The sequence below is a fragment of the Glaciimonas soli genome (assembly GCF_009497155.1).
Lineage (GTDB): Bacteria > Pseudomonadota > Gammaproteobacteria > Burkholderiales > Burkholderiaceae_D > Glaciimonas > Glaciimonas soli.
In genome coordinates this window covers 15,516-28,458 of record NZ_WINI01000008.1, presented here as the reverse complement: position 1 = coordinate 28,458, position 12,943 = coordinate 15,516, and the positions used below count along the sequence as shown (strand labels likewise).

Here is a 12,943-nt window from a genome sequence, read left to right as displayed (position 1 = left end):
TAAACGATGCTCAAAAATACCGCCATATTGTCTATAGTTGATTTTCCTGAGACTGAGCAGACTGCACCTGTCCAACGTTCCGGATGGGTTCGTACCACCATAGAGCAGATGCAAGTGATCGCCATAGAGCGCGGTGGTATGTGCTTGTCCATCGCGTACGGCATCGCTCATACAAAACTAGAATGGGAGTGCACGAAAGGACATCGTTGGTTCGCAACACCATCAAATATCAAACGTGGCACCTGGTGCCGAGAATGCGCCAAGGATCGAAGCCGTAGTTCGTTAGATGACATTATAGAAATTGCTCTTGCACGGGGCGGGCGCTGCCTTTCTCAACAGTATATTAATACTGAATCTCCCCTCACGTTTGAATGTGAACAAGGTCATTGCTGGCAGGCCTCATCTAAAACGATCCGCGAAGGCCACTGGTGCGCGGCATGTGCTCATGACAAGATGCGCAGCACGTTGCAACGCATGCAGGAAATTGCTGCTAGTCGCGGCGGTTTATGTTTGTCCGATACTTACCTAAACAATTATCATCGACTGCGTTGGCGCTGTGCGCAGGGACATGAATGGGAGTCCAATCCCTTGAATGTCGTTAAGCATTGGTGCGCACAATGTCGTGACGATAAAAAGCGACTTGGCATCGCCCGTATGCAGGCCATCGCGGCTGAACGCGATGGCCTCTGCCTATCCACCGTGTATGTCAATGCACATACACATCTCACGTGGAAATGTTGTAATGGACACATTTGGCAAGCAAGACCGATGGATATTGTGAAAGGACACTGGTGTAATCTCTGTTACCTTGATCGGCGTACACAAGAGAAAAAACGACGTCGACGCAAAAGCAAAAACGCCGTCCCCATTCTGATATAAGCGGGGTATTTTATCGTTGCTAATTGGCTACCTACCTTGAAGATGCGCTACTAGGGGTAATCGTCCTTTTCGCATAACCGCTGCACCAGTGGCTGACGCATGCACCGTCATTTTGTTGAATCAGCTCCTGCGTCTGCTGCGAATGTGTAGGGTCAACATCTGATTTTTAGTTGCATAGAATGTTTCTTTTCCAATTCGCTTCTGTTCGTATTCGATTTTCTGTAACGCCACTTGTTCTAAATTTTTGGCACGGAGAGTACTTCTGATTGCTGCTTTCTTAGCGTTAAACAGCCAGCGCTTGCACTCGCTATCTGTGAATAGGATACGTTCAAAATCTGCAATCGTATCTAGCTGATTTCTGGACAAGTCTATTTCTATTGCAGACAACTTACGATTCTCAAACGATGCCAGCCTTTTGGCTTCAGTCTTTTTCGTAAACACGATTTCGAGCAATAATTCGCGGTCACTAGTACGGAGTACCAAATCTGGCCTAGCATTATGATTACGCTTTTCAAGTTGGGCTGAATCAATAATCAATCAATGATTTTAAAGCACTTGCAACAGCGCGACCCGCCCTGATGCCCGATGAATATCACCAAATTGGTGATGGATGGTATATCAGCTCGCCGTACGATCTCTTCACTCATTCTAGGCACCGGCAATCTGGCCGCTCCAGCCAGGCAGATGCGCAGCCTCTTGGCTATGCGAAAGTTGTAAAGCCTCTGCCATCGCCTGACTCGGCTGGTTCTTGATCATCTTGACCGGAACCCGGCGGCGGAAAAAATCCGCCCACAGGAATTCGGAAAACGGCTGCTGATCTTTCGGAAAGCCGCCGGCCTGTCGAACTTCGCCGGCCAGACTGCGATAGGGATCGTCGACCAGCTCGGTGATTTTCTTGGGTATGGCGTCGAAGCCGCAGCGTTTTCCCTTGGCGTTGTAGGGATGAGCCCATTGATTATGGTCCATGACTACCCAAAATTCGTCGATATTCAACGCGCTTAAATCTTTGAGCACAATCAGTTTGACGGTCTTTATGTTTTCTTCAATCAAAGACAAGCCTAAATGATGATGGTCAACGATGTAATAGTGACCCTTAGGACCCTGGACCCCTGGAAAGCAATGGTTTTCCAAATAGTTATGACGGCTTTCGGCGTTCAGGTTTTTCCAGGACAAGCGCTTTTGCTCCACCTCGGCCAGGCCCACCGTGAGTTGGGTAGGGCGCAGTGATTTCAACGATACTTCAAGCAGATGCGGGTGACGTGTGTGCATGATTCTCCTAGTTCAAGTAAATAAAAATGACAGAAAGTGTTGAGAACGGTGCAAACTTGACCCACCGATATCATTTAAACTGACCCAGGGGTCTGAAATTTATTTGTGCAACAAAACCCTGAAAACTACTTCCGGAAATGGTCCAAAAAATTCAAACAGATCATGCTCTATGCGAATGGCCATGATATGGCTATTTTTTGCGGGGCATTAAGTACGATTAACTTCGAAAACATGCTCGATAAGCGTACATGCGGATCGCTTAACGGCCTGCGACCCGCCAAGAATCAACGATTCTCGTATTTGCCATTGTCATGTCGGTCACCATCTCGGTGATCGGGTTCATGATGCTCGTCGTGCCGTTGGTTGTCTTCATGCCATCCGCCCGATTGCAGTGCCCAACCGTGGGGACCTTGATGCCATTCGGGCTGGGCATATACAAAACCCGGGCGTGCCTGCTCCCAATGTCCTCCAGCCCATACATGCCGGCCATTCTGCCAATTCCAAAAGCCAGGAATCCACTGGTAACCAGATCGTGGCGGAGGAGTGGATTCATATCTTGGTGGCGGTGGTGCTTGTCCAATCGTGACATTGACAGCGACTTGCGCCATGGCCTGTGTTGATACCAAAGTGCTGGCACTAATAGCGATGAGTGCAACTGCGCAGATAATACGTTTCATGTTTACCACCTTGTTAATAAATTTTTATATTAGCGACTATTGTAATCATCGTGATGATGGTAACCGCCACCAACTGGTACGACGATACATCCCGATAATGCAGTACTCAGCACAATGCCGATTGCTAACAAGCTAATGAGCTCTTTCACGCTGATACCTTTTCATTGATTGGGTGAGGAGTATGTTGCCATTCAAATTATTTTGCAGGTGATGCAATATTGTATGAATTGTAAATTTTGATTACCAAGCGGTATGAGATCCCAATGCTTAATAATGTGTGTGAACTGCAGGGTGTCGAGATTGATCTCGGCTATGGTGTCGAATCGAATCAGAATTAAGCGCAGCAATTCGGCGTAGTCAGCAGTCATGGGCTGCATGTTGCCGCGTTACCGGAATTGACGCACCTGGTAGTGGCTTGATATCGAGCTTATTGGCGATCGACTACGTATTAGCAAAATCGCTGAGAGCGTCGGAATGTACCGATTGTGTACTAGTCCGCACATAATATTTTTTGTTGGCATCGAATTTTGAAAACGATTGTGAAATCCGCGCAGAGTAATGGACTTGGGGCAATCTAATCTTTACGATAAGTTGTTGCAGAACACAATTTTTATGACATTGCAAATGACTTATCCACCAAACATCAACATCGCCTTAGAGCGATTGGCCAGCACTGATATGCGCTCTCTTAGCTATGCACCGCCGCTGCATCGTTTGCTGTGGTGTGCTGGAATTTCGCTTCCGCCACCACATCTGGCCAGTGTTCAATTCAATTGTCTGTTTTATGCGGCATGGTTTAGCGTTGCATGGGGTGCATTTACTTGGTATTTGCTGTGGTCACCTATCGGTGCTCCTTTTGAGTTTGCCGCGAGTCTCGCGGTCATGACTGGTGGGGTGTTCGGCTATGGGATGGCACTCTATTATCGCTACGCAGCGAGTCAGTACGATCTGCCCCATTGGAAAAGTATCAACGCCATGCCGCGTGCGGATCGGATTTCAGCAGTCTCGGAACATACGCAACCATAATCATCGCATTGACCAGTGTTGCATTCGTCTGCACTAGCGTGATTACGCCCGGGAGAGTGCAAGCGACTTCGCCACTTCTTCGATGCAAGAAAGGAAGCGTTGTGCTGCCGAGGCGAGAGGGCGATCGCGGCGTATGACCGTTGATATGACGATTTCCGGGGATGTCTCGCTCACCCGCAACGTCGAGATTTTGTGCTGTTTCATGTCGAGTTGAAATGTTGACTCGGTGGCGATCCGTGTCAAACAGCGTGCAACACTTTCCAGATTAGGGGTAGAAACAGCGTCCAATAGCTCCCCCCAGTGGGTCACCATCCAGCGTTTTTGCCGGAGGTATCTGGAGTGTTTTATATGGACATCATTTACAAAATTCGCAGGCAACATTCGGTACAAAAGCAAACGGTCACCACAAACCAGTAATGACTCTTATCGCTTTAAACAGCGAAAAAACCGTACTCAGCAAACCGATAAAGTGGAAACAATGGGCGCTGATAAGTGAAAAGCATTGGACGCTGATTGACAGCGTACCAACCGATGCAGACCAGAATCACGTCGATGAGAAATCGTATCCGTTTGGTATTGCGCATGTCCGTTCGACCTTTTTTTCAAAGGCAACTGTCTACCTGACCGAATCGATGACTATGCTTAACGCGACAGAGCCGAATATGTTGTCCTGCAATCTCAAATCGGCAGCCCTTTGGCACGCAGTAGCGCATTGAAACGCTCCGGATCCGAAGTGCCTTGCGCATTGGTCGCGCGGATACCTGCTTCTTTTTCTAGGTGCGCGCGCACTTTTGGCAGCAAATCGGCCACATCTGCCGACGGAATGGCGATGACGCCGTCCGCGTCGCCCAAAATCAAATCGCCTGGCTGTACGACAAGGCCGGCGCATGCAATAGATACATTGACTTCTCCCGGCCCTTCCTTGCTAGGGCCACGGTGCGTATGACCACGTGCAAACATCGGAATACTACCTTCACTCCATTCGATTAGATCGCGCACCGCGCCATCGATTACGAATCCACCTAATTTTTTGTTCAATGCTGTGGTGCGCATCAAGCCACCCACCAGAGCCTGAGTCAAATCGCCGCCGCCATCGATTACGATGACATCGCCTGATTGCGCCATCATCATGGCTTTGTGGATCATCAAATTGTCACCCGGTCGTACACGCACGGTGATCGCAGGGCCGCAAAGGACGGTATGCATATCGCCGTGATAGGGACGCAAGCCCATCGCGCCTACGCTGCGTCCCATACAATCACCGGCAACCGCAACTGGAATTTCACGGAATGCCTGTATCAGATCGGAAGAAAGTGTCAACGCCCGTTCGTTAATGCGGTAGCCGGAAGGCCAAACTGGAGAACTTAGATTAGTCATGATCGTTCGACTCACTGAAATTTTAGTAAAAAAAGAATTGCGCGCCTCTTCAATCCAGAGATTTGAAAAGAGAGCTACAAGGCTAGCAGAATTTAAATTTCAAAAAGTGATTTAATTAGATATAACAATATGAAATATATTCCGATTATTTTGTCGTTGGAAGGGCAATGGTCTTCCTCCATTATTTCAATGAGAGAACAGATAATCTTTTTGGGGGAATAAAAAATAGACAGGTCGAAATGAGAAAATAATTCATGTATTAATCGGTATTTAAATCACTATTTCTTTTTTTTTGTGCTTGCTATAGTGTGCCTTCAAGATTCTGTATTGCACTCGCCCCGAAGGAGCGATGCCTACCTTGTCTCCATCTACCCTCATGGAAAATACAGTGAATGGTTTGACTATTTCCGAGAAAATTCTTTCCCGTGCTGCGGGAATGCAAGTGCGGGCCGGCGATATCGCAATTTGTACTCCGGATCTCGCCATGGGGACAGATGGATCGATTCCGATGGCATTGGATTATCTGGAAAGGATGAGACCAGGCGACTCTACGCCGAGCCTTCCGCAACGTTTGGTATTTGCGCTCGATCATTATGGGCAGATCTCGGGTCAGAAAGCACTGTCTTTACAAGCGCGAGCCCGAGCTTACGCTGTCGAACACAATATCCACTTATATGACGAGGCCGAAGGTATCGGACACCAATTAATCTTGGAATCTGGCGCAGCCCGTCCGGGATTATTGATGGTCGGCGCTGATTCACACAGCACGTCATACGGAGCAGTTAATGCATTTGCCACCGGTATAGGCTCCTCTGATTTGGCTGGAGTGCTGTTGTGCGGACAGCTTTGGCTGAAAGTGCCGGAAACCATATCAGTTATCTTGCATGGAGCATTGCGTGCAGAAGTGTCCGCCAAAGATGTCGCCTTATTCCTCGCGCGTCTTTATGGTGCCGATGGGGCCTCCTATCGCACTTTGGAGTTTTCTGGGCCAGGCGTCGCGCAGTTGGATATGGACGATAGGATCGTGCTTTCCAATATGTCAGTTGAGTTGGGTGCCAAAGCTGGTATTTTTCCTTTCGATGAAGTGACTCGGTCTTGGCTGCAAGAGCGCACGGATGTGCAGTACGACCCTGTCATCGCCGATGATAATGCCTGTTACTCGAGTGTACTGGAACTCGACCTTGGTGCTGTCGTGCCGCAACTTGCACTGCCGCACCGTGTCGATAATGTGATTGATGCCGACCAAGTTCCCTACACAGCGGTTGACATGGTGTATCTCGGCACTTGTACAGGTGGACGCGTCAAGGATTACCAAGAGGCACTTACTGTTCTGCAAGAGGGCGGTGGCATCGCTAAGGGGGTGCGCGTGGTAGTCACCCCGGCGTCGGAACGCGTGCGGGCGGAACTTGATCGTAGTGGGATGCTGGCTGCATTTTCCGCGCTGGGAGCAGAAATTCAAGCCCCCGGTTGTGGATCGTGTTGTGGTACTTGTGGCACGATTCCCGCTAGCGGTGAAAAAGTCATTTCTACCGCCAACCGTAACTTCAAGGGTCGAATGGGCAACGCTGCAGCGTCCATTTATCTCGCTTCTCCGCGTGTCTGTGCCATGGCTGCGGTGCGCGGCGGCGTAGGCACCAAATCGGAAGGAAAGCAATGAGCATGTTGCCTCTGTCAGGTCGAGCCAGAATATTGGGCGACGATGTCAATACTGACTATATTATTTCCTCACGCCGCAAGAAAGAGACGATTGATCCATCAATCCTGCGTACCTATATGTTGGAAGATGTCGATCCTGATTTTGCTGCGTCGGTACGCCCGGGAGACATACTGGTGGCTGGCAACAATTTTGGCTGCGGGTCGGCAATGGAAGTGGCTGTCACGGTCGTCTTAGGTGCTGGTATACGAGCGATCGTGGCAAAAAGTTTTTCCCGAACCTATTTGCGCAACGCCATGAATAATGGTTTGTTGCCAGTAGTGGCGGATACAAGCTCGATACGCGAGGGTGATGAGATATCGCTGGTGCAAGATGAAAATGGACGTCTGCTGCTTGGCGATGGCCGTGGGGATTTGATCGCATGCGATCCCATTGCACCATTCATGCTGGAGATGCTGAACATGGGAGGCCTGGTTTCTTATCTACGTCAACGTGCTGGATTTACACTCTAAGCCAACCAAAAAGCACCAAAATTATTCCCCATTGGGACCTCCCAATACCATATAACTACTGAAGGAGACGAAGATGAAATTAAAAAAAATACCAACAACGGCGTTGGTAATATTTTTCTGCAGCATGCTAGGCTGGACCGCGCAGGCGGCCGATCTTAGTGGCACGTTAAAAAAAATCAAGAACGATAAGGTGATCGTACTTGGCTATAGAGAATCGTCAGTTCCCTGGTCCTATATCGATTCCAGTACCAACAAAGTAGTCGGATATTCACATGAAACTGCTTTATTGATTGTCGATGCGATCAAGCAAGAGTTAGGTTTGCCTGATCTGCAGGTAAGGGAAATCCCCATCACGGCGCAAAATCGTATCTCGCTGATACAAAATGGCAGCATTGATCTAGAGTGCAACGGCACTACGAATACAGCAGAACGCCGGCGTCAAGTCGCATTGTCTGACACTTTTGCCATCACGCAAACGCAATTGCTCACAAAAAAATCGTCCGGTGTACATGACATGAGCGACCTCGCTGGGAAAACGGTAGTAGTTACGGCCGGTAGCACTTCTGAACGCTATATGCGAACCTACGTCCAGCAAAAGCACATGGATACCAATATAGTCAGCGCCAAAGATCATTCCCAGGCATTTCTGATGTTGCAATCAGATCGTGCGGCGGCCTTTTTCATGGATCGCGACGTACTGTCTGCTCTGTTGCTCAAAGCGCGCGACGCAGCCGATTATGTGGTGACCGGAAGGCCGCAAACAAAGGAAGCATTGGCCTGCATGCTACGTAAGGACGATCCTCAGTTCAAGGCTCTTGTCGACAAGACCATCGCAGCGATGCAGACCTCTGGTAAGGCCGAAAAAATGTATAACCGTTGGTTCATGAGTCCCATCCCGCCCAAGGGTGACGTGCTCAATGCGCCGTTAAGTGATGCCATGCGTGAACTATACGCACATCCTAACGACCGCTCTTTCGACGAGTAATTCTCGCTCAAGCTACACATCGCACCGCTACAGTTGGTGTGATGTGTTGGCACCCTAATTTCACTCACTACAACAGGATTGTCATGCTCCGTATTTCCGATCGCCTCAATCGCATCAAACCTTCTCCCAGCTCCATGGCGGGCCAACGCGCACGCGAATTGCGCGCAGCTGGGCGAGACATTATCGGTCTGACTTCAGGCGAACCAGATTTTGATACACCTGACCACATCAAGGAAGCCGCGACGCGTGCGCTCACCGAAGGTAAAACGAAATACACCGACGTGGCGGGGACACCAGAACTACGCGAGGCTGTCGTAGAAAAATTCCGGCGCGATAACAATTTGGAATATAAGGCCAGTGAGATTATCGTCGGCACCGGCGGCAAGCAAGTGATTTTCAATGCGTTCCTTTCTACTGTGCAGGAAGGGGACGAGGTCATTGTGCCGACCCCATACTGGGTGTCTTACCCAGATATCGTGCTGCTGGCAGGTGGTGTTCCGGTATTCGTAGACTGCCCGCCGGAAAAAGGTTTCAAGCTACAACCGGAAGACCTAGAACGCGCAATCACGCCGCGTACCCGCTGGCTGGTGCTAAACTCGCCCAACAATCCCAGTGGTGCCACTTACAGTTGGGACGAAATGAAAGCGCTTACCGATGTGTTATTGCGTCACCCACACGTGTGGATGATGACCGATGATATCTATGAGCACGTTTTGTATGACCAGCGCAAATTCGTTACGCCTGCGCAAGTGGAGCCGGCCCTGAAAGAACGTACCTTGACCATCAATGGCGTATCCAAGTCCTATGCCATGACTGGATGGCGCATCGGCTATGGCGCGGGGCCGTTGGAATTGATCAAGCCAATGGTCAAATTGCAATCGCAAAGTACTTCTAATCCCTCGTCGGTAGCCCAAGCCGGTGCGCTTGAAGCACTACGAGGACCGCAGGGATTCATCGCAGAGCGTACAGCTGAATTCCAAATGCGTCGCGATGCAGTGGTCGCTCGCCTAAATAAGATACCCGGCATCCAGTGTCATTTACCAGAGGGTGCCTTCTATGTCTTTCCATCCTGCCGCGATATTCTCGGGTTGACTACCAGAGATGGTAAGTGTATTCAGACTAGCGACGATTTTGTATTACATCTACTCGATACCGAAGGGTTGGCGGTCTTGCAAGGAAGTGCTTACGGCGTACCGCCTTTTTTCCGCATCTCATTTGCCACTTCGATGCAAATGCTGGAAGAAGGATGCGACCGTCTTGCGCGCGCCTGCGCAGGATTAACTAGATGAATTACAACTGGCACTGGGGTGTTTTTTTCACCGAGGCGATTCCGGGGCAAACTTACCTGAGCTGGTTATTGTCTGGCTTGGGTTTAACAGTGTCAATGGGGTTGTGCGCATGGGCTATCGGCCTAGTGCTAGGTTCGATCGTTGGTGTCATGCGAACTGCGCCCAACCGTTGGTTGGCTATGTTTGCAGCGGCTTATGTGGAAATTTTTCGCAATATCCCGCTTTTGGCACAGCTTTTTATCTGGTACTTTGTCGTGCCGGAACTTTTACCTCAGGCTGCCCATGCATGGGTCGTCCATCTTCAACCGCAACCGCAACAGATGTTAGCAGGAGTGTTATGTCTCGGCATGTACACTTCGGCGCGACTTGCAGTGCAGGTGAGTGCTGGAATTACATCCCTGCCGGGGGGGCAGCGTAATGCTGGTCTGGCACTTGGTTTTACTTTGGTGCAAACGTATCGCTATGTGCTGCTGCCGATGACGTTTCGCATCATCATCCCGCCCTTGACCTCCGAATTCATGACCGTTTTTAAAAATTCTGCCGTCATGTCAATGATTGGTATGTTGGAACTCACTGCACAGGGGCAGCAATTGGTCGACTATACTTCGCAGCCTTACGAATCATTTACCGCGGTAACGATGTTGTACCTGCTGATTAATATGACGGCCCTGTATGTCATGCGCTGGATTGAAAAACGAGTTCAGATACCGGGCTTAGTAATGGGAAGGCGTTAATCATGTCATATTCATTCGATTTTAGTTCGATCGACGCTGGCAGCATTACCGTTTTGGCCGAAGGTATGCAGGTGTCGCTCAAAATCACATTGATCGCCATGGTGGCCGGTATCATATGGGGGACGGTTCTGGCCTTGATGCGGATGTCATCCATCAAACCAATCTCGTGGTTTGCTGTCGCGTATATTAATTTATTCCGATCTGTGCCGTTGGTGATGGTGTTGTTGTGGTTCTTTCTGATCGTACCGCAATTGTTGCAAGGCCTATTAGGATTGTCGCCCTCTACCGATGTACGAATGGCCTCAGCATTGCTTGCTTTCTCCTTATTTGAGGCCGCCTACTACGCAGAGATCATACGAGCGGGTATCCAAAGTGTCAGGGCTGGGCAATTGAATGCCGCACTGGCTCTAGGTATGCACGCCGGCCAGGCTATGCGCTTGATCATATTGCCACAAGCGTTTCGCAATATGGCGCCGTTACTGCTCACCCAGGCCATTGTACTGTTCCAGGACACAGCGCTCGTATACGCTAGTGCGTTGGCAGATTTTTTTGGTCAAGCCTACGGTATCGGTGAACGGGATGGTCGGGTGGTCGAAATGCTGATATTTGCAGGCGCAGTTTATTTTTGCATCTGTTTTAGCGCTTCGCTATTCGTCAAATTTTATAGTAGGAGAACACGATCGTGATAGATCTTTCAAATGTCAGCAAGTGGTATGGAAAATTCAAGGTTCTTGATCAATGCACAGCCCGTATCGAGAAAGGTGAAGTCGTTGTGGTGTGCGGGCCATCGGGTTCCGGAAAGTCGACGCTGATCAAATGTGTCAACGGTCTCGAATCGTTCCAGCAAGGTAGTATCGTGGTCGATGATGTATCGGTTGGTGTCGCCGGGAAAAATTTGCCAACGTTGCGCGCGAGAGTGGGCATGGTATTCCAGAATTTTGAATTATTCCCCCATCTATCCATTACTGAAAATCTGAGCATTGCACAAATAAAAGTGCTGGGACGCGGCAAGGAAGAGGCTGTCGATTGCGGATTGAAGTATCTGGATCGAGTCGGTTTGCGTACGCAAGCGGACAAATATCCCGGTCAGTTATCGGGCGGTCAGCAGCAGCGAGTAGCGATTGCCAGGGCGTTGGCAATGAATCCAGTGTGCATGTTGTTCGATGAGCCGACATCGGCACTTGATCCGGAAATGGTCAACGAAGTGTTGGATGTTATGGTTGAGTTGGCACAAGATGGCATGACTATGATATGCGTCACCCACGAAATGGGTTTCGCGCGAAAAGTTGCAAATCGCGTGATCTTCATGGACGGTGGCACTATCATTGAAGATTGCGGTAAAGATGCATTTTTCGGTGACATTTCGGCACGTCCGAAACGTACTCAGACATTTCTATCGAAGATACTGGCGCACTAATAATTGCTCGCATCTGCCAAGTTCGGTTGCAATCAAAGTCCGCCTACGTATTTTTCGGGTTTCGATGGGGGGGTGTGTTTTTATGCACAATACGGGGCATTGTCACCGGCTTGGAGAAGTCGCAGAATTCTTCTGCCATGACGGCAACGCGTTGGCTGAAGGCAATTGGACCATCGCTGCGATACACGGCAAAATAGGGCACTTTTGGCAGCGATTCATCGCTGCGTAGCACCTGTAATTGGCCGGATATTGCCAGATCAGAGAAATACTCGGCAGGCAGATAACTTACACCGAAGCCGAGCATGGTCAGTGCACTCAATGCGATCAAGCTATTTCCAGCGTATATGCGCTGTATGCTTAAACCTTTCTCGCGAAACCAGCGGTCGTATCCTACATCTACACCGGAACGTTCGACCTGCATCAGAACCGGATATGCCGTTATTTGCTGCAAGGTGAGCGTCTTGCGTTGTGTACATAGCTCCGGGCTGCACATCCAGGCCAAGGTTAACTCTTTTAAGGGTATGGCTTCAAAATTAACATCGTTAAATACGGGCGGCACAATAATCAGATCAACTGCACCTTTTTTTAATTTTTCACACAAGCCAACGCTCACGTCGATTTCTGGCTGTAACTCTACATCGGGGTAGGTATGGCGAAACGCCTGTACGAACGAAGGCAGCCAGGTTAGTGCCGTAAGCTCAGTCACGCCAATACGAAAACGCCGCACTGCAATCGACTCCCGACCCGCCGATGCGATGAATCGCTCGCGCAAGAGCAGCATTTCTTCGCCTAATGCGAGTATTTCCTGACCTTTTTCTGTCAATCTTGCCGTTCGGCGACTGCGATCGAAAAGCTGGACATCTAGCAGCATCTCAATTTCCGCCAGTCGTTTGGAGATAGCCGATTGCGTTGTGTTGAGCTTATCTGCCGCGGCGGCGAATGAGCCTAGCTTACCGACCCAATGGACAGCTTCTATTTGCTTGAAAGTTAGCATAATGTGGAAAGACACATTTTTCGTGATTCCGACAATTTCGAGCCCCAAAAAAAATGATACGTTCATCGTCGTGATAGTCACCGGGTGCTGGCATCGATCGCGCTTCTATTCCGAAAATCTTAAATCTATA

The 12,943-nt window shown here is 49.5% G+C and carries 15 protein-coding genes; 10 read left to right on the top strand and 5 right to left on the bottom strand.

Annotated elements, in window-relative coordinates:
* Positions 1 to 6: 6 nt before the first annotated feature.
* Positions 7 to 879, top strand: a complete 873-nt coding sequence (locus tag GEV47_RS15570) for a hypothetical protein (RefSeq protein ID WP_153235712.1) — start codon at positions 7 to 9, stop codon at positions 877 to 879.
* 120 nt (positions 880 to 999) lie between these two features.
* Here GEV47_RS15570 and GEV47_RS15565 read toward each other — a convergent pair whose 3' ends face one another.
* From GEV47_RS15565 to GEV47_RS15555, 3 genes are all read right to left on the bottom strand, one after another.
* Positions 1,000 to 1,416, bottom strand: coding sequence for a hypothetical protein (locus tag GEV47_RS15565; RefSeq protein ID WP_153235711.1), 417 nt, complete (start codon positions 1,414 to 1,416; stop codon positions 1,000 to 1,002).
* Positions 1,417 to 1,527: 111 nt separating this feature from the next.
* A complete protein-coding gene (locus GEV47_RS15560; RefSeq protein ID WP_153235710.1) occupies positions 1,528 to 2,148 on the bottom strand; it encodes a ParB-like protein in 621 nt (206 codons plus the stop codon).
* A gap of 284 nt (positions 2,149 to 2,432) precedes the next feature.
* Complete coding sequence (locus GEV47_RS15555; protein ID WP_153235709.1) at positions 2,433 to 2,825, bottom strand: YXWGXW repeat-containing protein; 393 nt, start codon at positions 2,823 to 2,825, stop codon at positions 2,433 to 2,435.
* A 624-nt stretch (positions 2,826 to 3,449) separates the two neighbouring features.
* On the opposite strand from GEV47_RS15555, the gene GEV47_RS15550 reads away from it, so the two are divergent.
* Together GEV47_RS15550 and GEV47_RS15545 are read left to right on the top strand one after the other, a co-directional pair.
* Positions 3,450 to 3,851: a DUF6404 family protein gene (locus GEV47_RS15550; RefSeq protein WP_153235708.1), complete on the top strand. Its 402-nt coding sequence runs from the start codon at positions 3,450 to 3,452 to the stop codon at positions 3,849 to 3,851.
* A gap of 416 nt (positions 3,852 to 4,267) precedes the next feature.
* Entirely contained in the window at positions 4,268 to 4,567 is a 300-nt protein-coding gene (locus tag GEV47_RS15545) for a hypothetical protein (protein ID WP_153235707.1), read from the top strand.
* Here the strand turns inward: GEV47_RS15545 and GEV47_RS15540 are convergent.
* Positions 4,530 to 5,228 (bottom strand): RraA family protein, encoded by a 699-nt coding sequence (locus GEV47_RS15540; protein ID WP_153235706.1) that lies wholly within the window; start codon positions 5,226 to 5,228, stop codon positions 4,530 to 4,532. The genes GEV47_RS15545 and GEV47_RS15540 overlap by 38 nt on opposite strands.
* A 349-nt stretch (positions 5,229 to 5,577) precedes the next feature.
* Between GEV47_RS15540 and GEV47_RS15535 the strand changes: the two genes are divergently transcribed.
* The 7 genes from GEV47_RS15535 (at position 5,578) to GEV47_RS15505 (ending at position 11,819) form a co-directional block, all read left to right on the top strand.
* A complete protein-coding gene (locus GEV47_RS15535; RefSeq protein ID WP_228124744.1) occupies positions 5,578 to 6,885 on the top strand; it encodes a 3-isopropylmalate dehydratase large subunit in 1,308 nt (435 codons plus the stop codon).
* Entirely contained in the window at positions 6,882 to 7,394 is a 513-nt protein-coding gene (locus tag GEV47_RS15530) for a LeuD/DmdB family oxidoreductase small subunit (RefSeq protein WP_153235705.1), read from the top strand. The genes GEV47_RS15535 and GEV47_RS15530 overlap by 4 nt, the downstream gene beginning before the upstream one ends.
* A 73-nt stretch (positions 7,395 to 7,467) precedes the next feature.
* Positions 7,468 to 8,379 carry a transporter substrate-binding domain-containing protein gene (locus GEV47_RS15525; protein ID WP_153235704.1) on the top strand — a complete coding sequence of 304 codons (912 nt, stop codon included), beginning with the start codon at positions 7,468 to 7,470 and terminating at the stop codon, positions 8,377 to 8,379.
* An 83-nt stretch (positions 8,380 to 8,462) separates the two neighbouring features.
* The gene (locus GEV47_RS15520) at positions 8,463 to 9,668 is read left to right on the top strand and encodes a pyridoxal phosphate-dependent aminotransferase (protein WP_153235703.1); all 1,206 of its coding nucleotides are present in this window, start codon (positions 8,463 to 8,465) and stop codon (positions 9,666 to 9,668) included.
* The gene (locus GEV47_RS15515) at positions 9,665 to 10,402 is read left to right on the top strand and encodes an amino acid ABC transporter permease (protein ID WP_153235702.1); all 738 of its coding nucleotides are present in this window, start codon (positions 9,665 to 9,667) and stop codon (positions 10,400 to 10,402) included. Before GEV47_RS15520 ends, GEV47_RS15515 begins: the two co-directional genes overlap by 4 nt.
* Before the next feature lie 2 nt (positions 10,403 to 10,404).
* Positions 10,405 to 11,088 carry a glutamate/aspartate ABC transporter permease GltK gene (gltK, locus tag GEV47_RS15510; RefSeq protein WP_153235701.1) on the top strand — a complete coding sequence of 228 codons (684 nt, stop codon included), beginning with the start codon at positions 10,405 to 10,407 and terminating at the stop codon, positions 11,086 to 11,088.
* On the top strand, positions 11,085 to 11,819 hold the full coding sequence (locus GEV47_RS15505; RefSeq protein ID WP_322741668.1) for an amino acid ABC transporter ATP-binding protein: 735 nt from the start codon (positions 11,085 to 11,087) through the stop codon (positions 11,817 to 11,819). The genes gltK and GEV47_RS15505 overlap by 4 nt, the downstream gene beginning before the upstream one ends.
* Positions 11,820 to 11,862: 43 nt before the next feature.
* Here GEV47_RS15505 and GEV47_RS15500 read toward each other — a convergent pair whose 3' ends face one another.
* On the bottom strand, positions 11,863 to 12,894 hold the full coding sequence (locus tag GEV47_RS15500) for a LysR family transcriptional regulator (protein WP_322741667.1): 1,032 nt from the start codon (positions 12,892 to 12,894) through the stop codon (positions 11,863 to 11,865).
* Between the last annotated feature and the right edge of the window lie 49 nt (positions 12,895 to 12,943).

Excerpts from the sequence above, each read along its gene's own strand:
- GEV47_RS15570 (WP_153235712.1), top strand. The coding sequence starts at position 7 with ATGCTCAAAAATACCGCCATATTGTCTATAGTTGATTTTCCTGAGACT.
- GEV47_RS15560 (WP_153235710.1), bottom strand. The coding sequence starts at position 2,148 with ATGCACACACGTCACCCGCATCTGCTTGAAGTATCGTTGAAATCACTG.
- GEV47_RS15555 (WP_153235709.1), bottom strand. The coding sequence starts at position 2,825 with ATGAAACGTATTATCTGCGCAGTTGCACTCATCGCTATTAGTGCCAGC.
- GEV47_RS15550 (WP_153235708.1), top strand. The coding sequence starts at position 3,450 with ATGACTTATCCACCAAACATCAACATCGCCTTAGAGCGATTGGCCAGC.
- GEV47_RS15545 (WP_153235707.1), top strand. The coding sequence starts at position 4,268 with ATGACTCTTATCGCTTTAAACAGCGAAAAAACCGTACTCAGCAAACCG.
- GEV47_RS15540 (WP_153235706.1), bottom strand. The coding sequence starts at position 5,228 with ATGACTAATCTAAGTTCTCCAGTTTGGCCTTCCGGCTACCGCATTAAC.
- GEV47_RS15535 (WP_228124744.1), top strand. The coding sequence starts at position 5,578 with ATGCCTACCTTGTCTCCATCTACCCTCATGGAAAATACAGTGAATGGT.
- GEV47_RS15530 (WP_153235705.1), top strand. The coding sequence starts at position 6,882 with ATGAGCATGTTGCCTCTGTCAGGTCGAGCCAGAATATTGGGCGACGAT.
- GEV47_RS15525 (WP_153235704.1), top strand. The coding sequence starts at position 7,468 with ATGAAATTAAAAAAAATACCAACAACGGCGTTGGTAATATTTTTCTGC.
- GEV47_RS15520 (WP_153235703.1), top strand. The coding sequence starts at position 8,463 with ATGCTCCGTATTTCCGATCGCCTCAATCGCATCAAACCTTCTCCCAGC.
- GEV47_RS15515 (WP_153235702.1), top strand. The coding sequence starts at position 9,665 with ATGAATTACAACTGGCACTGGGGTGTTTTTTTCACCGAGGCGATTCCG.
- gltK (WP_153235701.1), top strand. The coding sequence starts at position 10,405 with ATGTCATATTCATTCGATTTTAGTTCGATCGACGCTGGCAGCATTACC.